This window comes from Stenotrophomonas sp. 610A2, assembly GCF_030549615.1.
In the GTDB taxonomy this organism is placed as follows: Bacteria; Pseudomonadota; Gammaproteobacteria; order Xanthomonadales; family Xanthomonadaceae; genus Stenotrophomonas; species Stenotrophomonas pigmentata.
Genome location: NZ_CP130832.1, coordinates 4119873 through 4140883, shown reverse-complemented (window position 1 = coordinate 4140883; position 21011 = coordinate 4119873). Strand labels below are relative to the sequence as shown.

Annotated in this window: 19 protein-coding genes and 1 pseudogene; 12 read left to right on the top strand and 8 right to left on the bottom strand. The window is 58.0% G+C overall.

What is annotated here, in order from left to right; genetic code table 11:
- Positions 1 to 52 precede the first annotated feature (52 nt).
- The 3 genes from Q5Z11_RS18345 to Q5Z11_RS18335 all read right to left on the bottom strand — a co-directional run bounded on the left by Q5Z11_RS18345 (position 53) and on the right by Q5Z11_RS18335 (position 3450).
- A complete protein-coding gene (locus Q5Z11_RS18345) occupies positions 53 to 1372 on the bottom strand; it encodes a DUF3987 domain-containing protein (protein WP_303747732.1) in 1320 nt (439 codons plus the stop codon).
- A gap of 5 nt (positions 1373 to 1377) precedes the next feature.
- Positions 1378 to 2685, bottom strand: coding sequence for a hypothetical protein (locus tag Q5Z11_RS18340; RefSeq protein WP_303747731.1), 1308 nt, complete (start codon positions 2683 to 2685; stop codon positions 1378 to 1380).
- 414 nt (positions 2686 to 3099) lie between these two features.
- Complete coding sequence (locus Q5Z11_RS18335; RefSeq protein ID WP_303747730.1) at positions 3100 to 3450, bottom strand: helix-turn-helix transcriptional regulator; 351 nt, start codon at positions 3448 to 3450, stop codon at positions 3100 to 3102.
- A gap of 790 nt (positions 3451 to 4240) precedes the next feature.
- On the opposite strand from Q5Z11_RS18335, the gene Q5Z11_RS18330 reads away from it, so the two are divergent.
- From Q5Z11_RS18330 to Q5Z11_RS18315, 4 genes and pseudogenes are all read left to right on the top strand, one after another.
- Positions 4241 to 6418 carry a type I secretion system permease/ATPase gene (locus Q5Z11_RS18330; RefSeq protein WP_303747729.1) on the top strand — a complete coding sequence of 726 codons (2178 nt, stop codon included), beginning with the start codon at positions 4241 to 4243 and terminating at the stop codon, positions 6416 to 6418.
- Entirely contained in the window at positions 6415 to 7836 is a 1422-nt protein-coding gene (locus tag Q5Z11_RS18325) for an HlyD family type I secretion periplasmic adaptor subunit (protein ID WP_303747728.1), read from the top strand. Before Q5Z11_RS18330 ends, Q5Z11_RS18325 begins: the two co-directional genes overlap by 4 nt.
- 103 nt (positions 7837 to 7939) lie before the next feature.
- A complete protein-coding gene (locus Q5Z11_RS18320) occupies positions 7940 to 8623 on the top strand; it encodes a hypothetical protein (protein WP_303747727.1) in 684 nt (227 codons plus the stop codon).
- A gap of 732 nt (positions 8624 to 9355) precedes the next feature.
- Positions 9356 to 9943: pseudogene (locus tag Q5Z11_RS18315) on the top strand (calcium-binding protein); the annotation flags it as partial.
- A 27-nt stretch (positions 9944 to 9970) separates the two neighbouring features.
- Here Q5Z11_RS18315 and Q5Z11_RS18310 read toward each other — a convergent pair.
- Both Q5Z11_RS18310 and Q5Z11_RS18305 read right to left on the bottom strand, forming a co-directional pair.
- A complete protein-coding gene (locus Q5Z11_RS18310; protein ID WP_303747726.1) occupies positions 9971 to 10795 on the bottom strand; it encodes an IS3 family transposase in 825 nt (274 codons plus the stop codon).
- Positions 10795 to 11109 carry a DUF1153 domain-containing protein gene (locus Q5Z11_RS18305; protein ID WP_303747725.1) on the bottom strand — a complete coding sequence of 105 codons (315 nt, stop codon included), beginning with the start codon at positions 11107 to 11109 and terminating at the stop codon, positions 10795 to 10797. Before Q5Z11_RS18305 ends, Q5Z11_RS18310 begins: the two co-directional genes overlap by 1 nt.
- Before the next feature lie 42 nt (positions 11110 to 11151).
- Between Q5Z11_RS18305 and Q5Z11_RS20770 the strand changes: the two genes are divergently transcribed.
- From Q5Z11_RS20770 to Q5Z11_RS20765, 3 genes are all read left to right on the top strand, one after another.
- Positions 11152 to 11538, top strand: coding sequence for a DUF885 family protein (locus Q5Z11_RS20770; RefSeq protein ID WP_405051620.1), 387 nt, complete (start codon positions 11152 to 11154; stop codon positions 11536 to 11538).
- Positions 11539 to 11563: 25 nt separating this feature from the next.
- Positions 11564 to 12043 (top strand): hypothetical protein, encoded by a 480-nt coding sequence (locus Q5Z11_RS18300; protein WP_303747724.1) that lies wholly within the window; start codon positions 11564 to 11566, stop codon positions 12041 to 12043.
- 72 nt (positions 12044 to 12115) lie between these two features.
- Positions 12116 to 12235, top strand: a complete 120-nt coding sequence (locus tag Q5Z11_RS20765) for a transposase (protein WP_405051619.1) — start codon at positions 12116 to 12118, stop codon at positions 12233 to 12235.
- A 573-nt stretch (positions 12236 to 12808) separates the two neighbouring features.
- Here the strand turns inward: Q5Z11_RS20765 and Q5Z11_RS18290 are convergent.
- Positions 12809 to 13000 carry a hypothetical protein gene (locus Q5Z11_RS18290; RefSeq protein ID WP_303747723.1) on the bottom strand — a complete coding sequence of 64 codons (192 nt, stop codon included), beginning with the start codon at positions 12998 to 13000 and terminating at the stop codon, positions 12809 to 12811.
- A gap of 174 nt (positions 13001 to 13174) precedes the next feature.
- Between Q5Z11_RS18290 and Q5Z11_RS18285 the strand changes: the two genes are divergently transcribed.
- Positions 13175 to 13729, top strand: a complete 555-nt coding sequence (locus Q5Z11_RS18285; RefSeq protein ID WP_303747722.1) for a hypothetical protein — start codon at positions 13175 to 13177, stop codon at positions 13727 to 13729.
- Positions 13730 to 14643: 914 nt separating this feature from the next.
- On the opposite strand, the gene Q5Z11_RS18280 is transcribed toward Q5Z11_RS18285, so the two are convergent.
- Together Q5Z11_RS18280 and Q5Z11_RS18275 are read right to left on the bottom strand one after the other, a co-directional pair.
- Positions 14644 to 14856, bottom strand: coding sequence for a hypothetical protein (locus Q5Z11_RS18280; protein WP_303747721.1), 213 nt, complete (start codon positions 14854 to 14856; stop codon positions 14644 to 14646).
- Between the two features lie 401 nt (positions 14857 to 15257).
- Positions 15258 to 15629, bottom strand: coding sequence for a MerR family transcriptional regulator (locus tag Q5Z11_RS18275; protein WP_303747720.1), 372 nt, complete (start codon positions 15627 to 15629; stop codon positions 15258 to 15260).
- An 81-nt stretch (positions 15630 to 15710) separates the two neighbouring features.
- Between Q5Z11_RS18275 and Q5Z11_RS18270 the strand changes: the two genes are divergently transcribed.
- The 4 genes from Q5Z11_RS18270 (at position 15711) to Q5Z11_RS18255 (ending at position 20965) form a co-directional block, all read left to right on the top strand.
- Positions 15711 to 16580: an aminotransferase class IV family protein gene (locus Q5Z11_RS18270; protein WP_303747719.1), complete on the top strand. Its 870-nt coding sequence runs from the start codon at positions 15711 to 15713 to the stop codon at positions 16578 to 16580.
- A gap of 259 nt (positions 16581 to 16839) precedes the next feature.
- Positions 16840 to 17634 (top strand): DUF4198 domain-containing protein, encoded by a 795-nt coding sequence (locus Q5Z11_RS18265; protein ID WP_303747718.1) that lies wholly within the window; start codon positions 16840 to 16842, stop codon positions 17632 to 17634.
- 26 nt (positions 17635 to 17660) lie between these two features.
- Entirely contained in the window at positions 17661 to 18509 is an 849-nt protein-coding gene (locus Q5Z11_RS18260; RefSeq protein ID WP_303747717.1) for an EF-hand domain-containing protein, read from the top strand.
- 158 nt (positions 18510 to 18667) lie between these two features.
- The gene (locus Q5Z11_RS18255) at positions 18668 to 20965 is read left to right on the top strand and encodes a TonB-dependent hemoglobin/transferrin/lactoferrin family receptor (protein ID WP_303747716.1); all 2298 of its coding nucleotides are present in this window, start codon (positions 18668 to 18670) and stop codon (positions 20963 to 20965) included.
- Positions 20966 to 21011 lie beyond the last annotated feature (46 nt).

Here is a 21011-nt window from a genome sequence, read left to right as displayed (position 1 = left end):
CCTGAATACTTCAGGTCATGATGATCGACTTTCGTCGAGAGCGTGAGGCGAATCAGAGCGCTCCAGAATTGGAAGTCCATAACTTGCGAACAAGTGTCCGGCCGCCACTACCACGGAACTCGACTGCCCCCTCAACCGTCAGCCATTTCCATGCCGCTGGGACCTGCTTTGGGGTCAAGTTGGCGAGAAACTCGACCTCATCTCTGTTGACCCAAGAGATGCAGCGGCTGCGGCAGAGATGCTCCAAGCATTGGATCAGTTCACGTGCGTTCTGCGCGGGGCGCGGTACCTTAGTCTTCTTCAGCAGGAGCTTCGTCTGAACGATTTGGGTTTTCGTTGGAACGTATCTGATCTCGGTCAAGATAATGCGATGCTGAGTCAGGGACCATTGCACTATCTCCCAGGCGCGTTGTGCGAAATCCAAGCTGATATCCCCATCTTGGTTGCAGATGACATGAAACACAGCGGCAAGCCGCAGAGTGTTTTCCCAAGCTCGGGACGCCGCCTCGCGGACATCCTGGTAGTCATGTTCCCTCCAGTCCTTCAGGCGGTACTTGAGCTCTCTCATAAAGGCGTCGGCCCGGCGGTCCAACTGTATGCACTGTCGAGCGCCGTTGGTGTCAGTGCTTAGCTCAGCTGCGCGCTCCAGAAGTTCCACGATTCGGCCACGGAGGCGGATCAGGCCGTCCTCCGAAGTTGGGAGATATGCAGGCCTCCAGATGCCGTCTCCGGGAAGCCACTGAACAGCAATCGTTCGCGGCCAGAGTCCCTGAGCGTAGCTGACGTCCAAGGGCTTCCTAAGGGTTGGGTAGAAGATGTCCTGCTGTGAACGAAATCCAAGAGAGCAACGTGCGTACATGGCAATCAACTCAGTTCGGTGCACTTTGTGGCTAAGCTGAATGATTCCGCTGTACAGCTGCGTCAGTTTCCCGAGGTGCTTCTTGAACAGGTCGCTCTGCAGGAAGTCGACTCCGTCTTCATGTTGGATGTTGGTGCCTCGGAGACGGCCGTTGAGCGTTTCCATCAGTGCTCGGTACGTCACGTCCTGCTGCATAGGGTCAAGGTCAGAATGCCCTTCAAACTGCATAAAGGGCATAAAAAAGGCCTGATACGACGAGCCCTTGCCATGGCCGCTCGGGGCCAGTAGCAATGTATTGATGGTCGTCGGCATGGTTCTTTCGTCTAAGCCACGCACGTCGTAGCTCAGGTGTACCGCCGCAGCGCTGGCTGCAACTGCTTCAAGCAAGAGAATCGGGGCGGGAATTTCGTCATCCATTGCGTGCACTGCAAAGGCTGCGTCGTAAAGCAGATCCGGCAGTGCATCAATGGGGCAGTGGGTTGAGGTATTCGGGTAGGGCAGCATGGTGGGCATGGGGCTCAAGGCAAAACATAGTCTTTCGGGTACTCACTACGCTGCCCCCCTAAAAGGCGTCGAGCCAAGTCGAGGTCATCCTCGTTCTTGCGGGGCGCACCGCGCGTGGAGACGGGCTTCCAGCGCGGTTTGCTGCGCCGGAAGTCCTGGTGCTTGTCCGTCGTGGTTCTGAGCACGCAATCGCGCTTGGTCATGTAATAGATGGCATGACGTATGTCCAAGAGCTTATGGGCTTCCGTGGCATGCACCAGACCCAGGCCGTTGAACTTGTGATGGTTTCGGCGCACGTAACAGTTGAAGTAGCTACCTCGGTCCGGGCCAACGATCTGCTGCCACAAGAGGCCCAGCTGCTTCGTCAGGTCCATGGCGTTGCGGTGCGGGCTGCCGTCCAGAATCACCATCCAATGCCAGTGAAGGCCTCGGTCAATGCCGTGCACGCACTTGCAGATCCAGCTCATGGCTTTGGGGAAGCGCTTGCCGTCATACAGTAGGCGGCGGAAGCGAGCTGCTGCTCGATCACCCTCCTTGGCCATATCCCAAAGGTGCTCGCCCTTGCGCAGATACAGGTCCACACGCAAGATCAGTAAACGTGTTGTGGGACGGGCGAAGCAGTCGAGGATCAGTTTGCAAGCGCTGGCAAAGTTACTGCCAGCTTGGCGCTCGTACTCGGCTCGGGCGTTCTTGAAGCGCCAAGTGCCGCAAGCCCGACGCACGAAGGCGAGAATGCGCTCGAGAGCGGTGACGGCATCCATATCTAAGCTGCCCTCGATCACATCGTCGTTCTTGTTCAGCCAGTGGCAGGCGTCCTTGGCCCAGCGGCCCATCGCGCGCAGCATTACGGTCATGGTCGGGCTAAAGAGGTCGTTGCTGTGCTTGGTGGTCCAGTCCTTCAGCTCATCTGTGCGCAGAACGTAGATCTTGCAGCATGCGAGAACTTCCTTGCCAACCGTGCTGAGCCGGTAGCAGTAGTGCAGCGTGCGACTGCTGATAGCTCTCGTCCGTATCCGTCGGCATGCCGTCGTAGTGCTACCCATGACGTATTCATGGGAGAGCTCCAATAGGCGGAACAGGTGATTCAACTTGGTATCCGCTGTCTCACCGCGGAAAGTCGCATGGTTGGGGCCTTCCTGGACCATGTAGCCATCCGAGAAGCGATTGTGCAGCGCTTCAACCTGCGCAGCCCGTCGCGCAGCCATCTGCAGCATCGGCTGAGCAGGGTGGCGCACGGCGCGTTTGTTTTTTTCCGAGAGTTCAGCTGGTTCGCGGTCGGGCATACCGGGGTAAATGCAACAGTCATCATTGAGCTTGTTCATTAACAGGCGTTCCGTAGTAAATGAATTTAGTGGCGAAGCGAGAGCGTTGACGTACCAGGACTTCCGGCATCGGGTGTGACCTCGGTAAAGGTCATGCCTGAACTAGGACGGCTCGCTACTAGCGGTTGCACCGGTGAAGCTGAGTGCAAGGTGTTGCCAATCTCTCCGCTCACGTGTGGGTGTGGCGGGTTGGCATAAGTAGATGCATCGTTAACTGGCTATGGCTGCAAGCTGCGGCTACTTATTTCTAGCTGCTACTAATTGCCAGTGCCAGTGCCAGTGCCATTGCTATTAAATAAATACCGGAATTGATTCAGGCCGGAATCAATGGGTTTTCCCCGCGGGGAAGTTGTGACGATGGCGCGGTGCCTGTGTAACACTCGAGCGTGTGCTCGTTAAATTAACGCTTTTTCACTACACGCCACGTGCGCGCGTGGAGATCCATTCGAAGATTTCGCTTGCACGCCAGCCGACTGCACGCTCACCAATCTTGCACTGCGCGGGGAACTTGCCGTCCTTGATGAAACTGTAGATCGTGGAGCGGCTCAAGCCGCTCAGCTCAATCACGACTTTCATGCGCAGGAAGGAGTCAGCATCAAACGCATGGTTCGCCTCGGCATATCGCTGACTGCTTGCCAGCGACGTCGTGGCCAGACGCAGGGGGCCGGTGTCACGGATAGCTGGGACGGCAGCCCACAGCTCGGACTTGGCGGTCGGAGCCGAATCGCAGTCGTTCGATGAATGGCAGGGTTCACGGTAGTTCATGGATAAAGCGTCCAGTGAGGTCGGAGGTAAGGCTGCCACCTACGCCGATTTCTTGCGAAGTTTTTGCCGAAACTTCCGAAGACTTCGGACTCGCCACCCACTTGAGAGAAGTGTTTCAGATCGGGACAACCACGATGTAGATGCCGTGTAAGCGGAGCGCTGTGAGGCGGTCTACGGGGTTAATTTGACGAGATCCAAAGACGTCCGAGTTGCTAGTCGGCGCTCTGCCAACCGCCGAAGAGGCGAGGTTTGAGGTGCGTAAGCGGGCCGTGGGGGAAGGTTTCAGGAGGGGTGCGGTGCAAACCGTCAGGTGCTGCGCAGGACTTCGTCGTAGCTGGCGTTAGCCGAGCACCAATGCCCTGAGGTCAGGCTCGGAGGAATGACCAACTGAAAACCGTTCGGGTGTTACAACCCTGCAGAGGACTCCGATGAGCGAAGTTATGGATGAAGAGATCGAGCGCTGAGCGGATGGTTCAAACCCTACCTAAATGAGCATTGGTCTTTGCCGGAATTCGCCCTGAAACACGGGCCTCAAGTGAATTCCTCGGAACCGTACAGCATCAGGTTCTCCCATTTGAAATGCACCGGTAATCGGCGGCGAGCCACAGTGGCGCGTCTTTCATGCGTGATACTCATCACGGATAGGAATATTCTATTTATATTTCATGGGGTTACACAGTTGCCTCGCGCTACCGATGATGTGCTTGTCAATTCTTCGACTTGCGCTTGTCTTTCCTCAAGCGTATAGATTCGACATCTTCATTGTCCTGATTGGGCTGGGAAGCAAGACATGGATGTCGATGGTTCGCCCAATGTGGTCGTGCCTTTGCCGCTGCATGGGCCACAGCCTGACTATGGTCTGCGTGGACTGGTGCTGCTGGCACAGTTCCACGGTATAGCAGCCGACGAGCAGCAGTTAACCCATGATTTTGGTCGTGGCGGTGAGGCGTTCGACGAGAGCACCCTGCTGCTGGCGGCCAAACAGCTTGGCTTAAAGGCCAAATTCCATCTTCACCCGGCTTCCCGTATCGGGAGCACCAACCTCCCGGCACTCGCGTGGGGCATGGAGGAAGAACCGCCCTTCGTGGTGGCCAAAGTCTCGCACGATGGCACGCAGATACTGATCCACGATCTGGTCGAACGCCGTCCAAAAGCGTTGACGCGTGACGAGTTCGAAGCTCGCTATGCCGGGCGTCTGTTGCAGGTTGCCTCGCGCGCGTCAGTGCTCGGGGAGCTGGCCAAGTTCGATTTCACTTGGTTCGTCCCGGCTGTGGTCAAGTACCGCAAGCTGTTGACCGAGGTTTTCGTCGTCTCACTGTTCATACAGCTTTTCGCGCTGGTCACGCCGTTGTTCTACCAGGTTGTGATGGACAAGGTGCTGGTGCATCACGCGATGACTACCTTGCACGTTATCGCCATCGGTCTGATCGCAATGGCAGTGTTCGACGTGGTGATGAATGGCCTGCGTACTTATGTGTTCGCCCACACCACCAGCAAGATCGATGTGGAATTGGGCGCGCGTTTGTTCCGCCATGTGCTCAACCTACCGTTGGCCTACTTCGAATCGCGGCGTGTAGGCGACACCATCGCCCGCGTGCGCGAGTTGGAGAACATCCGCCAGTTCTTGACCGGGCAGGCACTGACCTCGGTGCTTGACCTGCTGTTCACTGTGGTCTTCCTTGCGGTGATGTTCTGGTACAGCGGCTGGCTGACCTTGGTCGTGGTGCTGTCTCTCCCCGTCTATGCACTAATCTCCGGCGGCATCACGCCAGTACTGCGTAAGCGCCTGGACGAGAAGTTCGCACGCGGTGCCGACAACCAAGCTTTCCTGGTGGAAACGGTCAGTGGTATCGGCACGGTCAAGGCCACGGCGGTTTCGCCGCGCATGATCCGTACCTGGGACAACCAACTGGCCGGGTACGTGGGCGCCAGCTTCCGCGTCACCAAGATCGCAACACTGGGTCAGCAAGGCGTGCAGTTGACCCAGAAGGTGGTCAGTGTCGCCATCCTGTACTTCGGTGCCAAGCTGGTCATCGAGAACAAACTAACACTTGGCCAGTTGATCGCTTTCAACATGCTGTCAGGGCAAGTCGCCGCACCGATTATCCGGCTGGCACAGCTCTGGCAGGACTTTCAGCAAGTGGGAATCTCGGTAGAACGCCTTGGTGACATCCTCAACACCAAGACCGAAGTTCCAGGGAGTCGTTTGGCATTGCCGCCCATCCACGGGCGGGTAACTTTCGAGCGGGTTACTTTTCGGTACCGACCCGATGCTCCCGAGATTCTGCGTAGCATTGATCTGGACATTCAGGCGGGTGAGGTCATCGGCATCGTTGGTCGCTCCGGATCCGGTAAGAGCACCCTAACCAAGTTGGTGCAGCGGCTGTACGCCCCCGAGCGCGGCCGGGTATTAGTAGACGGGCAGGACCTAGCCGTGGCCGATCCGGCCTGGCTGCGCCGCCAGTTGGGCGTGGTGTTGCAGGAGAACTTCCTGTTCAACCGATCCGTCCGTGAGAACATTGCGCTGGCCGAGCCGGGCATGCCGTTGGAACGGGTTATTCGCGCCGCTAAGCTGGCCGGTGCGCACGATTTCATCATGGAACTGCCCGAGGGCTACGACACCAAGGTGGGCGAGCATGGTGCGGGGCTTTCCGGCGGCCAACGTCAACGTGTCGCCATCGCCCGTGCGCTTATCGCCGATCCCCGTATTCTGATCTTCGATGAGGCGACCAGTGCGTTGGACTACGAGTCCGAACACGCGGTCATGTCCAACATGCGCGCCATCTGCAAGGGACGCACGGTGCTCATCATTGCTCATCGCCTCTCCACCGTGCGTCATGCCAACCGCATCGTGGTGGTGGAGAAGGGGGAGATCGTCGAAGCCGGCAACCATGAAGCCCTGTTGGCGCGACCCGATGGCTATTACGCACATCTGCACCGCCTGCAACAAGGAGGTACGGCTTCATGAGGCATGTCTTGCAAGGCGTGGGGGACTTCCTACGACGTTACACCGCGATCTTTCGTGCCGTATGGTCGGAGCGGAAGTCACTGGATTCACCGTCACGCACACAGGACGAAATCGCCTTTCTGCCAGCACACCTGGAACTGACGGAAACCCCAGTTTCCCCTGCGGCACGCTGGACTCTGCGCATCATTGTCAGCTTCTTTTGTATTGCGCTGCTGTGGGCATGTATCGGCAAGGTGGACGTGGTGGCCGTCGCCCCCGGCAAGACTGTCGTGGGGGGGCGAACCAAGGTGATCCAGTCGATGGAAACAGCCGTGGTCCGCCGCATCTTGGTCCGCGACGGCCAAGTCGTGAAACGGGGGGAAGTTCTGGTCGAGCTAGATGCCACGGCCACCGGTGCGGATGCCCAGCAGGCAGGCGATGCACTGGTTGCGGCAAAGCTGGCCGAATTGCGCCAAACCGCCATGATGCAATCGCTGGACACCGGCATGCTGCCGGTTTTACCGGATGACCCGTCTGTACCTTCTCCGCGCTTGCGAGCAGCGGGGGACTTGGCCAACAGTGAGTTTGCTGAATATCAGGCAAGGCGCCAGAACTTGCTTGCGGCCATAGCCCAGCGTGAAGCACAAGCCAACACCGTACGCTCACAGATCGGACCGATGGAGCAGAGTCTGGCTATCTCGCGCGAGCGGGTAGCCGACTTGAAGCGACTACTGGGTGGGCAATACGTCAGCCGTCATGAATACCTCGCCCGTCAGCAGGAAATGGTCGAGTTAGAGCGAGCACTGGCTGCCCAAAGGGCTGCTTTGCTGGAAACTCGCTCTGCTTTGGTCGGTGCACGCGAAGAGTTGCGCGTGCTCGAGGCTGATACCCGCCAGCAAACCCTAGATGGTTTGCGCCAGGCCCGCGAGCAGGTTGGGCAGTATGCGCCGCAGGTAACGAAGGCCAAGCAGCGCGATCAACTCATGCTGCTACGGGCGCCTGTAGACGGCACGGTGCAACAGTTGGTGATTCATACCAATGGCGGTGTTGTGACGCCAGCTCAGGCTCTGATGGCGGTAGTACCGAATCAGGAATCGCTGGAAGTGGAGGCAACGATATTGAATAAGGACATTGGCTTCATCAAGCGGGGGCAACCGGTGACACTCAAGGTGGAAAGCTTCCCCTACACCCGCTATGGCTATCTAGAAGGCATCGTGGAAACGGTCTCACACGATGCCGCGCAGGACGAAAACCTTGGACTAGTCTTTCCGGCACGGATCAAGCTGGCAGATGCGGGTCTGGTGATTGACGGTGTCGAAGCAACGCTGACGCCGGGCATGACGCTGAGCGCGGAGATCAAGACCGGCAAGCGGCGGGTGATCGATTACCTGCTTAGTCCTCTAAAACGGCATGGTGTTGAGGCAATGCGAGAACGATGAGCGAAACGGTTGCAGGCGCTATTCGCTACAAGCTAATTCCTTGCCGCTTAGCTGTGGGATTGGCGAAATCTAGTATTTCTAATATTGCTAATCGGGAGAGTTGGTGAAATTTCCTTACTTAAACATAGCGATCTGGTGGCAGAGTGTTGCCGCTATTTCAATTTTTCTTTCTGGTTGCGGGGGGCGTATGAGTGAAGAAGTAAACCTTAATGAGCCCGTTAGGTATATGCTTGCGGGAAAGAAATATGAGGTTCCTCTCGGATATCACTATGATGATTTCTTGAAGAGGAAAAATAGGTGGCCAAATCCAAAGGATGAATTCACTGAGGCGGGGGGTATATCCATAACTGGTTTGATCCCGGGGGTAAGGCCGTATGATGAGTCGGTTCGGGCGGAGTTTGAGCGGCTTGGGCACGGCAACAAGATATCAATAATAATAAGCCCAAGAATTAGCTTATACCCAAGCGATGAGTATGTTCAGCGCATGAGGGGTATGAATAGGTTAGACCTTCTTCCCAGTGATCTGAATGGACTTGCGCACTACTGGGATAACCAAGGAGCGAGCGACAAAAGTAAGGGCGCTGACCTCTATATCAAGGAGGGCGATGGCGAGTATTTCAGGTTGCAATGTCCGCGGGTAGGGGGTCCCTCTCCTTCATGCACCGTCATGACGGTAACCAATAGCGGTTTGCAGGTCGAGTATGTTTTTTCCATTTCTCATCTGAGGTCGTGGAGGGAGATAGATGATGATGTCGCTAAGTCAATTGAAAGTTTTATGGTCAAGTGATCACATAAAGTAATCATTGCATATAGGGGATGGATCATGGCGATTCCGGCTCATAATCTGAATAGTGCGCAACTGAGTACCTTGAGGTCGCTTCAGCAGCAAGGAAACTATGCGGAGGCTTGGCGGCAGCTGTCGAAGTGGGGTGATACATACGCTGACGACGCAGCCAATGTGACTGGGGCGCCCTCTGATTTTTATGGGGAATTCATGAATGAGATGGTCCGCCAGCACTGGGAAAATACCGCTGGCGAATCGGCTTACAGCCAATACTTCGATAGCGTTGCGTCGATGCATCTCAATAATTACCTGACGGTAATGGAAAATACTGGTGGATGGCCCACGTCGGAACAAATTGAAGGTAGCTATCGACAATCCGTCGAATTTTACGGGCTACCACCTTCGACCGCTTTTGATGGTGTTTTTACACAATCTGTCGGCACAGTAACGGGTGGGGATTATGATTGGCCACATGCGCTAGATATGGATCCGGATAGAATCGTTCCTTCCGATGTTTTTGATGACATTGGATTCGTTGAGGCATCACAGACACTGGCCGAGACGATATATGACACGATTGCCGAATTCGTGAAGCGAGGGTGGGAGTGGGCCCAAGAGGTTATTAAGTATGCCACGGATGCAGTTTTGGATTTGCTGGATGATGTGCGTCGAGCTGCACTAGAAAAGCTTAGGGAGTTAACTGATTCGATAAGAGATACCATCGAGGACGTATACGACTCGGTTCGCGATTTGTTCGACAATGCAAAAAAGTTCATTCCGCGCAGAGATCCGCTTGTGCTGGACCTGGACGGGGACGGCATCGAAACCGTAGCTGCAACAGGGGCTGTTCTCTTCGATCATGATGGTGATGGAATAAGAAGCGGCACGGGTTGGATCGCTCGCGATGACGGAATGTTAGTGCTCGATCGCAACGGCAATGGATTGATAGACAACGGTGGTGAGTTGTTCGGTGCAGACACCGTTTTGTCTGACGATAGTAAGGCCGCTTCAGGTTTTGCTGCGCTGGCGGACTTGGACAGTAACGAAGACGGCGTCTTTGACGCTGGCGACTCTGAGTTCGCTGACGTCCGGGTTTGGAGGGATCTGAATCAGGACGGCATTTCTCAAGCGGGAGAGCTATTCACGCTTGACCAACTAGGCATCGCGTCCATTAACTTGACTCCCTCCACAACGGTCGATCTAGACCTAGGCAATGGGAATGTGGTCGATAACCGCGGAACGTTCACCCGCGCAGATGGTACGACTGGTTTGGCGGGTGATCTGTTGCTGGCAATGAGCCACTTTTTCAGCGACTTCACTGGTGTAATGACCCACCGGTTTCTGCTCAGGTCATGCGGTTAATGTAGCGGCATAAGCCGCGTCCGGGGTCATCATCTTCAGCGCCTGATGTGGGCGCTGTTGGTTGTAGAAGCCAATCCAGTCGCCAATGATCCGCAGGGCATGGACTTGGCTCTCAAAGCGGTGGCGATGCACGCACTGCTCCTTGAGTGTCCGGATTACGCGCTCCACCATCCCGTTCTGCTGCGGGCAGTGCGGTGTGATGAATTCCTGTTTCAGGCCGTAGCTGCGCACCAGGCGCGTGTAGTCACGGCTGGTGAAGACCAGACCGTTATCCGAGCGCAGCAGGAAAGGCTCCGGCACACGTCCCAGCGTGCCAAAGCGGGTGATCAAGGCCTGCTCCAGAGCGGCTGAGGCAGTGCTCGCCTTGCCGGTGCGTGACAGGTGCCAGCCCAGCAGCTGCCGCGTGCTGCAGTCGATCACCAGCGCCAGACTCAGCCAGCCGTCCTTGCCGCCCCATACACGGCACAGGTCCGTGGCCCATCGCTGGTCGGGTCGTTCGGCACGAGAGACCTTTGCCTGGATCCTGGGCCGTTGCCCAAGTGCGCGCTTGCGCACCTGCCAGCCCTTGAGCTGGAAGATCCGCTGGACGGTGTTCTTGTTCATGCCCAGCAATGCAGCCACCGTGCGGTAGCCGAACGACGGCTCCGCCTCGATCATCTCCCTGATCGGCTCGGCAAGCTCCGCTTTGACCTTTGCAGGCGAACGGGTCGGCTTGTAGTACGTCGTCCGCCGCGCCACGCCGAACCACTGGCACAGCTTGGTCATCGGTATCGCTACACCTTCGTCCTTCAGCCCCTGCTGGACCGAGAGCATCAGCTCTCGTCCTTTCCCAACAGGGACGCCAGCTTTTTTCGGGCGCGGATCTCCAGCATGGCCTCGCCGTAGGCTTCCTGCAGGTCTTTGAGCTGGCGCTCATACTGCTCGCGCACGTCCTCCGGCTTGGCCCGCAGCGCGTTCTCCATGCCGCGCTTGCCATCGTCCACCCAGCTCTCGATCTCCGCCGGCGTCAGGTCGAACTGGCGACTGGCCGCAGCCACGGTGGTCTTGCCCTGGATGATCTCAAGGACCAGTGCCGACTTGCGACGGGCCGTCCAACGCTTGATCTCTTCTCCCATCACTTCGCTCATCGGTGTCTCCTTCGGGGAAAGTAACACCTGAGCAGGAAATCAGTGGGTCATTACATCGGTTTGCATACCGGTCGGCCTATTCCCAAGGGGCTCGATGGTGCCGGCACCGCTTGGACTTATGAGCGTGCGGTTAAGGTAATCATGCGAGCCTCGGGTTTTGATAGGGGCTCGGCTACCATGGAGGTCTCACGCTACTTGGCGTGGCCTGCTCAGGCTCCTTCCTACAAGCTTGGTGAAGGGACCTGGCTAGAGGTGCGCGCCGAGACGATTGCTCGTAAGGGGGCTGCATTCAATCGGCGGGAGTGGCATGCAAGCGCACTTGGCCTAGGGCCATTAGGTTTGGATCGACTCGGAAGGGAGTTGAGGAAGGTATGGCGCTACCGTAAAGCTAGAAGGTGGTCAATAATCTCTCCATTGCCACCTGCCTGACAGGGTAGTCAAAAGGACTCTGTTTGTGATTCCAACACCACTTATCGATTGGGCAGTCTGGTCAAAACTTGATCGTTATCGAGACATTGAGCTGATCTTGCTAAAAGGTCACCTGCTGCTGGAGGTCATGCTTTCTGAGGTTCTACGGACACGTCTTTCACTAACTGATCCGCAGATCAGAAAGTTGTCATTTCGCCAGAAAATCAATGAGCTTGCGATGCTGGCTGAGGATGATCATGGCCTGATGGAGGCGCTTGATTTCCTGGCGGGCTTGAATAAATTGCGCAATAGACTTGCCCATGAGCCATTCCCAACGATAGAGAATGACCTGGCCGCATGGTCAGGGCAGGTCTTGCATGTATTCCTGAAGAACAAGCATCAGCAATTCACGGCTAGAACCAGGATCACGCAGGCGATGTCAGCGCTAGCAGGCTGGGTGTATGAGTTTGCGGTCTGCGAGACCAAAGATTGTGCAAGGAGCTGCCCGCCGATACTTGGTGGATGATGCTATTGCGGGTTCATCCCCTTTATCACGGACACTTACGAGACGGTCCAACCGAGGCCTTGATGAGTGTTCATGTCGAAGCGAAGGAAGTTCAGTGCAGAGTTCAAACGTTGCGCAGTTGAACAGGCAAACCATCCCGGGGTCAGTTGTGCACAAATAGCACGGAATTGGGGATTCGGGACACACTGTTGACCCGCTAGAGGCGTGAGGTCCTGAGCCAGGGCCAAGTGGCCTTTGAGGTGCAGGCACACCGTGGGACGAGAAACTGGCCCAGCTCAAACGCGAGCTGGCATGGGTGAAGAAGGAACGGGATTTTTTGCGAGAAGCGGCCACGTTCTTTGCTAAGGGATCATCCTGAGGTATCAGGTGATCGAACGTTGCCGCGATGCGTTTCCGGTTCGGCTGATGTGTCGGTGCCTGCCGGTACCGCGCAAAGCTTCGCCTGGACAATGGCCCTGAGTTAATCGCCTTGGCGTTGGCGGAATGGGCCGATCGCAAAAACGTCGCACTGGATCTCATCGAACGAGCGTGTGCAGATTCTTGTGGAAACGGGATAGGGGCATTCCTTTGAAAGATCTGCTACCGGTAGCTCTGCGCGGTTGATAGGCTGCGCTAGGGTTGCAGGGATCTCGAGGGTTAGGGGCCCCGAAGGCTTTCGAAGATGTACTTGGGAAAAAACGCGCATATGCGTGAAGAGCTAGACCGTATAGCTTTGAAAAAGCCCCGCACTTGGCGGGGCTGTGGGGGCTGCTAGTTCAAGCAGGCTCAATATTCGTCATCTTCGTCCTCGTGATTTGAGTCGGAGCCGCAAGCTCCGCACGAATCGACAATGATGCTGTTGTCCTCGATGTACTGCTCAACTTCGCTTGGGTGGAGCTTCTTATCGATCTCAATGGTGACTTCACCCCAGCACTTGCGGTCGGTACCATCGGGGCAGGGAATGGTGTACTCGGGCATAGCGGCTCTCTCAGAAGCGGTCAGGATTTTATCCAATTGGGGGCGTATATGCGGGGCACAAGGCCCCTGCCATTTGCTCTTTGTAAAAAAAGCGCACGTTCCGCTTCAAGATGCTTGTCTTCGCGGTCTGCGTGGGTGGATATCAGCTTCTTAAACACCATGGAGGGAAGGGCATTGAGCATTTGGAAGAAAGAGACGTACGTGGCCGCTATTGCTCCTGGCATCGGGCTGATCGGCGTCTACGCCTACGAATCTGGCCGTTATCGGTTCCTTATGGTGCCGACTGAGCTAATAGATCTACCCGTAAATCGCCTGCTGATGGGGGGAGTCGGCCTTGCTGTATTGCTTACGGCATTGCTCGCGCTGGTGGCATTCATGAGCCGCTGGATGACCTCGAAAACTAGATTTGGGAGATCGCTGCCGATCTACCTTTCTGCCTTCATCGTCTTTGGACTTCCCTCGTTGTTCCATTCGACAACGTGGTCCACCGTTGTAGCTTCGTTGCTGTTCCCCTTCTTCCTGGCGCTTGGCATGGACCCTGACGCGACCGAAAAAGCAGAGCCGGCAGATCGGCCTAAATTGCCACCTTGGGTTCCCAATGTGCTTTGGCTGGCCTTCATGTCGCTCATGGGAGCGTGGCTGGTGTCGGGCTTCGGCTACTTCAGTGAGCGGACGCTCGATGTTCGATTGTGCTCTGGCGGACCAGCTGGTTGCAGGAGTCCGATCTGACCAGTGGATTCTGAAACCATTTGACCCGAAGACAGGGCAGATCTCCGAGACAACTCGGTTGATCCCAATGGAGAATACTAGTGTGGCTCCATGCAGGCCAAGTCTCGTTGGCGGGAGAGGTATCGCTTTTGGCGGTCAGCCGGATGACGGAGCAAAGTCGGCCGCTTCAGAGGCTCGCTCCTCGAAGTAGTAGGCCTTGGGCGGAACCAGAGTCTCTACGTGTCCGGTTCCCCCAAGAATGCTCCGGTAGGATTTGACAAAAACCTCGTAAACAGCGACCTCTTTTCCTGCTGGCAAGATGGTCCCACGGCCGTCCGCGACCCGCTAGCTGTGCCGCCTTTCCATCAACAGTGGTGACGCTCGAGCCCTCGTTGCTGGTCGCCGCGAAAGTGCCCTAACGGAACACTGCTTCCCGCGCCGAAAAGAGCTTCTACTGTGTGCTGGATTCGAAGTTGGTTTGGTTTTTCCGGTGTGAGTAACTGAGTGAGTAACGCTTATAGTTCTCTGGCTTAATATCGTTTAAATTCAGTTGGATAGGTCGTCTTTTTGATTGGTGGTGGGCCCACCATGAAATCAGTCGCTTAGCTCTGCTCTTATCGAGTTAGAACAAGGTTTTTTGGAAAAATTCGTGGAAGAATTCTGCGGTTGATACATCAGCTCCGTCCAATGCGGATAGCGTGGAATCAATTGCTTAGCACTGCTTTTCTCTGCTTGAAGCAGATGCAGGGATGCTTTTTTTCGGAAAATCCCATCGCTGATCTTGACTGATGCATTGGAGCGCGCGGGCGCAGACCATCTCATGGCTGCGCCAACAGGATAATTTCAGAGCTGCTCTGGTTCTGTGCCGAGCAGGAGCAGACGTATAACTCTGGAATCAAGCCGACCTGCGCAGCAGGTCCGGCTGGAAAGAATTTTCAGGCAGCATAGCTGTCCAGTAATTCTTGAAGTTTGGCAACGGAGAATCTGACTTTCACATTTGATGTGACAAATTCTTTGCCAATGAACTCAATGACAGGCTTCCCTTCGAGCTTCTCCAAGAGAGCATCCATGCTCCTGGCAAACATAAGTTGCTTGGCACGCTTTAGCGCCGCTTCGTTCTTTGGTGAAACATCGATGGAGCGATACATTCGTGCCATCGCCTCATGGAACTCGGGTGCATATCTCATATTGCCAACCTACTTAAAAGACGGCCCCGAGGGGCGGTTACACTACTCATGCCCGATGGAATCTTCCCTTGATACAGTTTGATCTTAGTGACGCAGGGAGCGTGTCGACAATACGGCGCACATCCGACTCAAGAGATGGTGTCGAGCATGCTCTCGCACTTGTACCCGCTACCCTGCTGTCTATCGGCTCCGTAGACAGGCGTGTCAGTGAAGCCGCGGTGCTTGAGTCCGTGCAGGTTGAATCGCTCGGTTTGTGCAATGACGCCGTCGGCCATCGCAGATGTAATCATCTTCTGCCACGCCGTATCCAAACCGTATTCGTCAGCTGGTTGCCGCTCTCGGCGATGAAGATGGGGCGCTGCTCAGGCCCGAGGATCCAGTGCGGCGCCATCAAGGCCTGCTAGAAAGTTGGCAACGATCCGCCTGCTTTCGGTCAGTGCATCCAGTTTCTCGTCCAGCCTTCTTACTTCCTCGCGAAGGGTGGCGACGATGTCGTCGCACAGATCGAAGACTTCTGGTCCGTCAACCATGCAGGGCAGCAATACTTTGACGGCGTCGAGCTTGATTCCAGATTCGCTCAGGAGCTTGATGCGCTGGACAGCTTGTAGCTCGGCCTGCCCGTAGTCACGGTAGCGCGCTTCGGTGCGTGCTGGTCGCAGGAGTCCCTGCTGTTCGTAGTAGCGCAGCATCCTTTCGCTCACCCCACTGCGTCGGGCCAGTTCTCCAATACGCATCTCACACTCCTTCCATCGGCGCTTGACTTTAACAGCGCTGTCAAGGTTTAGGCTGGATGCTGCCTTTGAAAGGAGACGCGCATGTCCATCGAAGATCCACAACCGTCCACATTGAATCCAGCCCAGCGTAACGGGCATCTCGCCAGCGCCAGCGACCTCGCGCCACTGGCCTTCGCCGGTTATGCGCACTTCACCGCCATGCAGGTTCGCGGCGGTCAGGTGCGTGGCCTCGATCTGCATCTGGCGCGCTTGCGAGCGGCATCGCAGGCGATGTTTGACCACACGCTGCCCAATGAAACGATTCTGGGCCATCTCAGCGCTGCGCTGCCAAGTGAAGATGCTGATGTTTCCTTGACCGCTACCGTGTACTCCCCCGCTGGCGAGTTCACAGCGGCGGTGGATCGGCATGTACCGGATGTGTTGGTGCGAGTAAGTGCGCCTTCGAATGGTCCAGTTGGGCCGATGAGGATGGCCTTGGTAGTGCACGAGCGGATGCTACCGCACCTCAAACATGTGGGTGAGATCGCCAAAAAGTATCTGCTGCGCCAAGCGGTGGCGCGGGGCTTTGATGACGCTGTTTTCCTCAATAGGCAGGGACACATCAGCGAGGGGACCATCTGGAACATCGTGTTCTGGGATGGTCAAAGCGTGGTGTGGCCCCAAGCCCGTATGTTGCTCGGTACGACGATGTCCATCGTTAAGCGGCAGTTGGAAGCCATGGGAATTCCCCAGCGGAACATGGAGATCGGGATCGATAGCCTGCCAGGCCTGAAAGGTGCAGCAGTGATGAATTCCTGGACGCCTTGCGTCGCTGTCCATCAGCTCGGCACCGTCCCCATGCCTGAGGCGCCCGAATTCCACGCGTTGCTCCGCCGGGCATTTTTCGCTGAGCCGCTGAGATCCTTGCAAGGAGATGCCAAGCTGCTGCTTCCGCGGTCCTCACTGCAGTAATGCCTGACGTAGGGCATCTTGCCGCGTCCACCGTGCGGTCAAATTGCGGTATGGCGCGAGGAAGGTTGGGAGGGCGTCGGTCGACCAGTGCGAATCGGTTGTTGCAGCCGTTGCCATTGGTCCGGCTCCGCACTACGGCCAGCCATCAGAGGCCGGCCATTCCCTGCCGCTCATGGATAAACGGGATTGCGAATCATTCGCAATTGACTTAACGTATCGGCCGCCGGCATCGCGCCGGTCACCTCCATGAGACCCTTCGATGAACTTCCGTCCTTTGGCCTGCCTGCTGCTGGCCGCTGCGGTACTGCCTGCCCAGGCGCATACGCCGTACCTCGCCCCGGCCACCTTCAAGGTGCAGCCGACCAGCACGGTTACCTTGGATGCCAGCTTCGCCGAGCATTTCTTCGTGCCCGAAGTGGTGTTCGACAACAGCGAGTTCGTCGTCACCGATCCTGATGGCGTGCAGCATGCGCCCGATGTGGTGCAGCGACTGAAGACCCGTGCCGTGGTCGAACAGACCCTGCCGGGCAAGAAGGGCACGTACCGCTTCTCTACCGGCAACCGCCTTGGCGCGGTGTTCCGCACCTGGGAAGTGGATGGCCGCAAGGAAACCAGCCGCGATCCGGCCAAGCCGCTGCCGGCTGGTGCCACCGTGCTCTCGCATTACCAGAGCCTGTCGCGCTCCGAGGTTTACCTGACGGCCGGTGCACCGACCCGGCAGGCCTTGACGCCCTACGGCAAGGGTCTGGAACTGGTGCCGGTGACCCATCCATCGGACCTGTATGTCGGTGAGCAATTCGTCTTCGAGGTGCATTACGACGGCAAGCCGTTGCCGGCACAGAAGGTGGAAATCCACGCCGCACGCGGTGATGACGAAATCCAGCCGGCTCCGGTCGAGCTGACCACCGACGCTGCCGGCAAGACCTCGTTCGCCTTGCAGCAAGCGGGCACCTACCTGGCCCTGATCCGCCACCGCGGACCGGCACCGGCCGGGGCCGCAGCGCCGGAGCACGGCAACAACTACACGCTCAGCTTCCGCGTGCTCGAACCCTAAGCCGCTTTCCAACAGGGATATCCCCGATGAAAACCTCCTTTGCTGTTGCCACGATGCTGGCAGCGGTGCTGGCCCCGCTTGCCTCGGCGCAGGCCGCCGCGCCGCCCGTGGTATCGCCGACAGTTACCGCCTTCCTGGCCCAGTTCGATCCGGACAAGACCGGCGCAGTGAGCTGGGAAGCCTTCGAGCAGTTCCGTCGGCAGCGTTATGACGCCACCGATGCGAACAATGACGGGCACGTCGATCGCCAGGAGTACGTAGACGAATACCTGCAGCGCTTTGATGTTCGGCTGGCCGACGCGCGTGCCGGCCATCTGCGTCAGACCGATACCCGTTTCAAGGCGCTGGACCGCGACAAGAACGGCAGCATCAGCCGGGCCGAGTTCGATGCCGCCGGTGAGCGTACCTGGGCCGGCTACGAGAAGAGTCAGGACGCGACGCAGGAGACCGCCGCCAGCGACAACCGTGATCCGCTGAAGATGCCTACCTCGCATACCGCCAACGGCATGATCGAGCTGTACGACCGCAATGGCGACGGACTGGTGGAGCGCGCCGAGTTCGACGCCGCACGCAGTGCGACTTTTGCTGCTGCCGATACCAACGGCGATGGCGTGCTGGACCTGGCCGAATACACCGCCGAGTTCGAAGGTCGGCTGGATGCACAACGCAGCAAGGTTCGCGACGCGGCAAGCCGCCAGGCCGGCGTACGTTTCGATTCGCTGGATGCCGATAAAGATGGTCGCATGACCTTTGCCGAGTATCAGGTTTCCGGCAAGCGCCTGTTTGACCGTGCTGACAGCAATCGCGACGGCATCGTTGACGCACGCGATCCGGAGCCGGTTGCCGGTGCCCATTCGGCCAACGGCAACCGTTGAGCCCCGCGTACCGGTCGCTGCCTGCGACCGGTCACCCCAGTTTCTGCAATGACACGGCGCCGGTGTGGCGCCGTTGCCCCCCCAGCCGGCATGGTCCACGTGATCGAGCAGCCAGGAACGGCGTAGTCCCCGCCATTACCTTTCTGTGGAGATCTCTGATGAATGCAGCTGTATCCGTGCTTGCGCTGGCCGTGCTGGCCAGCCTGTCCGGCGTCGCCCGTGCCGAGGCGCCGGACGCGTCGAACCTGGACACCGTCCGGGTCGAGGCCGAACGGGCAAAGAAGAGCAAGTCGCGCAACCAGAACGTGACCGTTCTAAGCGCCGCCGATCTCGATGCCGAGATGGCCAACAACATGGAAGAGGCCATCCGCTACATACCGGGCGTGAGCGTCGTGGACATGGGCCGCTTCGGTGACAACGGCTTCAACATCCGTGGCCTGGAAAGCGATCGCGTGGCAATCACCGTCGATGGCCTGAGCCTGGCCGAATCGGTGGAGACGGCGCGTTCCTACGAGTTCTTCCGCAGCGGTCGCGGCGATGTGGATATCGATACGCTGAAGAGCCTGCAGGTGGTCAAGGGCGCCGATTCGATCACCTCCGGCAGCGGTGCGCTCGGCGGTGCGGTGGTGTTCACCACCAAGGACCCGGCGGACTACCTCAAGCCCGAAGGCAACGACACCCATGTCGGGGTGAAGTTCGGTTACAGCGGCTCCAACGACGAGAGCATGGGCACGCTGAGCTTGGCCAACCGCACTGGCATCGTCGAGTCGATGCTGGTCTACACCCGCCGCGAAGGCCATGAAAGTGAAAGCTGGTACGACAGTACGGTGGACCGCATCGGTGTCGGTCGGCGCACGCCGGATCCGGTCGACAGCACGCGCGACAACCTGCTGGGCAAGGTTGATCTGCAGTTGTCGGACGCGCACACGCTGGGCTTCATGTACGAGCGCGGCCGCGCCCACAACGAGGTCGACAATCTTTCACGCGTGTACGCGCCGGGCTACCTGGAGCGCAAGGGCGACGATCGCAATGACCGTGATCGCTATGGCGTGACCTGGCAGTGGCGTGCAGGCAATGCTCTGTTCGACACCCTTGATGCGCAGCTGGACCGCCAGATCACCGACAGCCGCGGCGTTACCCGAATTCTGGCCGGCAGCGGCTGCCCGGGTGGTGGTGCTCCCTGCAAGCGCAGTGAAGACCGCGCGACCGAGCAGACCCTGGACCGCGCAGCGCTGGATTTCAGCAAGGTGGTGGAAGGTCCGGTGCGGCATGACATCGGCTACGGCCTGGCCTGGCAGCAGCGCGACATCGACTACACCGCGGTGGATACCCGTTGGAATGCGGCCGGTGACATCGCAAGCGTGGAGCATGATCCGCGCCAGGTGCCCAAGACCGATGCCCGCTCCTGGAACCTGTACCTGCGCGACAGCCTGAGCCTGTTCGACGAGCGCCTGCAGCTCAGCGGTGGCCTGCGCTATGACCGCTACGATTACTCGCCGCAGGTAGACAGTACGTTCGTCGACAAGACCGGCAGCGTGCGCGACCTTCGCTTCTCGGCGCCGAGCTGGCAGGTGGGGGCGGAGTTCCGCTTCCTGCCCGACCATGCACTGTGGGCGCAGCTGGGCCGTGGCTTCCGTGCACCGAGCGTGGCAGATCTGTACTCGCCGACCAGCGCCAGCGCCGCGTTTGATGCAGTGAGCGGTGCACCGATCCAACTCGACACTTCCATGTCCAATCCTGATCTGGATGCGGAGAAGAGCCTGAACATCGAACTGGGCTACCGTTGGACCACCGATCGCGCGCAGTTGGGGTTCTCGGTGTTCCGCGACCAGTACGACAACTTCATCGAGACGGTGACCACGGCGGTGCCGTATGCTAATGGCTACCGCACAACGGCAACCGGCCCCGTGCAGTACAGCTACAACAGCACGATGCCGGTCAATGCAGGCAAGGTGACGGTGAAGGGCGCCGAGCTGGAAGGGCGCTGGCAGATCGCCGACGCGTGGTCGTCGCGAGTGGCGGCGGCGTACAGCAAGGGCGAGAAGCACAATGGTGATCCGCTGGAGAGCATCGTGCCGGCCAGCGCGGTGCTGGGCGTGCGCTATGCACCTTCGCCGCTGTGGAACGTCAGCGCCAACCTGACCCACGCCTGGGGCAAGAGTGCCAGCGACGCCTACACCACGTCGGCCAATGGCACGCAGGTGGTGCCGGCATGGACAGGCAAGGCCGATGGCTACACGGTGCTGGACCTGACCGGCAGCTGGAACATCACTCCGCAGCTGCGGGTGACGGCAGGCATCTACAACCTGACCGATCGCGAATACTACCTGTGGCAGCGCGTACGGGTGATCAACAAGGGCACCAACACCCTGTACGGCTACGTCAACGATGACGGCATCGGGCGTTACAGCGAGCCGGGCCGCAATGCCCGGGTCACCGTCGCGTACTCGTTTTGAGTCGCGGGGGCTGAGTTCATTGCCTCCGGGGCAATGGCAGCAGCGC

Bases quoted from the DNA above. Each gene is read 5' to 3' on its own strand.
- Q5Z11_RS18335 (WP_303747730.1), bottom strand. From the start codon at position 3,450: ATGAACTACCGTGAACCCTGCCATTCATCGAACGACTGCGATTCGGCT.
- Q5Z11_RS18330 (WP_303747729.1), top strand. From the start codon at position 4,241: ATGGATGTCGATGGTTCGCCCAATGTGGTCGTGCCTTTGCCGCTGCAT.
- Q5Z11_RS18345 (WP_303747732.1), bottom strand. From the start codon at position 1,372: ATGCCCACCATGCTGCCCTACCCGAATACCTCAACCCACTGCCCCATT.
- Q5Z11_RS18275 (WP_303747720.1), bottom strand. From the start codon at position 15,629: ATGCGTATTGGAGAACTGGCCCGACGCAGTGGGGTGAGCGAAAGGATG.
- Q5Z11_RS18290 (WP_303747723.1), bottom strand. From the start codon at position 13,000: ATGCCCGAGTACACCATTCCCTGCCCCGATGGTACCGACCGCAAGTGC.
- Q5Z11_RS18305 (WP_303747725.1), bottom strand. From the start codon at position 11,109: ATGAGCGAAGTGATGGGAGAAGAGATCAAGCGTTGGACGGCCCGTCGC.
- Q5Z11_RS20765 (WP_405051619.1), top strand. From the start codon at position 12,116: ATGTCGAAGCGAAGGAAGTTCAGTGCAGAGTTCAAACGTTGCGCAGTT.
- Q5Z11_RS18310 (WP_303747726.1), bottom strand. From the start codon at position 10,795: ATGCTCTCGGTCCAGCAGGGGCTGAAGGACGAAGGTGTAGCGATACCG.
- Q5Z11_RS18325 (WP_303747728.1), top strand. From the start codon at position 6,415: ATGAGGCATGTCTTGCAAGGCGTGGGGGACTTCCTACGACGTTACACC.
- Q5Z11_RS18255 (WP_303747716.1), top strand. From the start codon at position 18,668: ATGAATGCAGCTGTATCCGTGCTTGCGCTGGCCGTGCTGGCCAGCCTG.
- Q5Z11_RS18270 (WP_303747719.1), top strand. From the start codon at position 15,711: ATGTCCATCGAAGATCCACAACCGTCCACATTGAATCCAGCCCAGCGT.
- Q5Z11_RS18280 (WP_303747721.1), bottom strand. From the start codon at position 14,856: ATGTATCGCTCCATCGATGTTTCACCAAAGAACGAAGCGGCGCTAAAG.
- Q5Z11_RS18260 (WP_303747717.1), top strand. From the start codon at position 17,661: ATGAAAACCTCCTTTGCTGTTGCCACGATGCTGGCAGCGGTGCTGGCC.
- Q5Z11_RS18265 (WP_303747718.1), top strand. From the start codon at position 16,840: ATGAACTTCCGTCCTTTGGCCTGCCTGCTGCTGGCCGCTGCGGTACTG.
- Q5Z11_RS18340 (WP_303747731.1), bottom strand. From the start codon at position 2,685: ATGAACAAGCTCAATGATGACTGTTGCATTTACCCCGGTATGCCCGAC.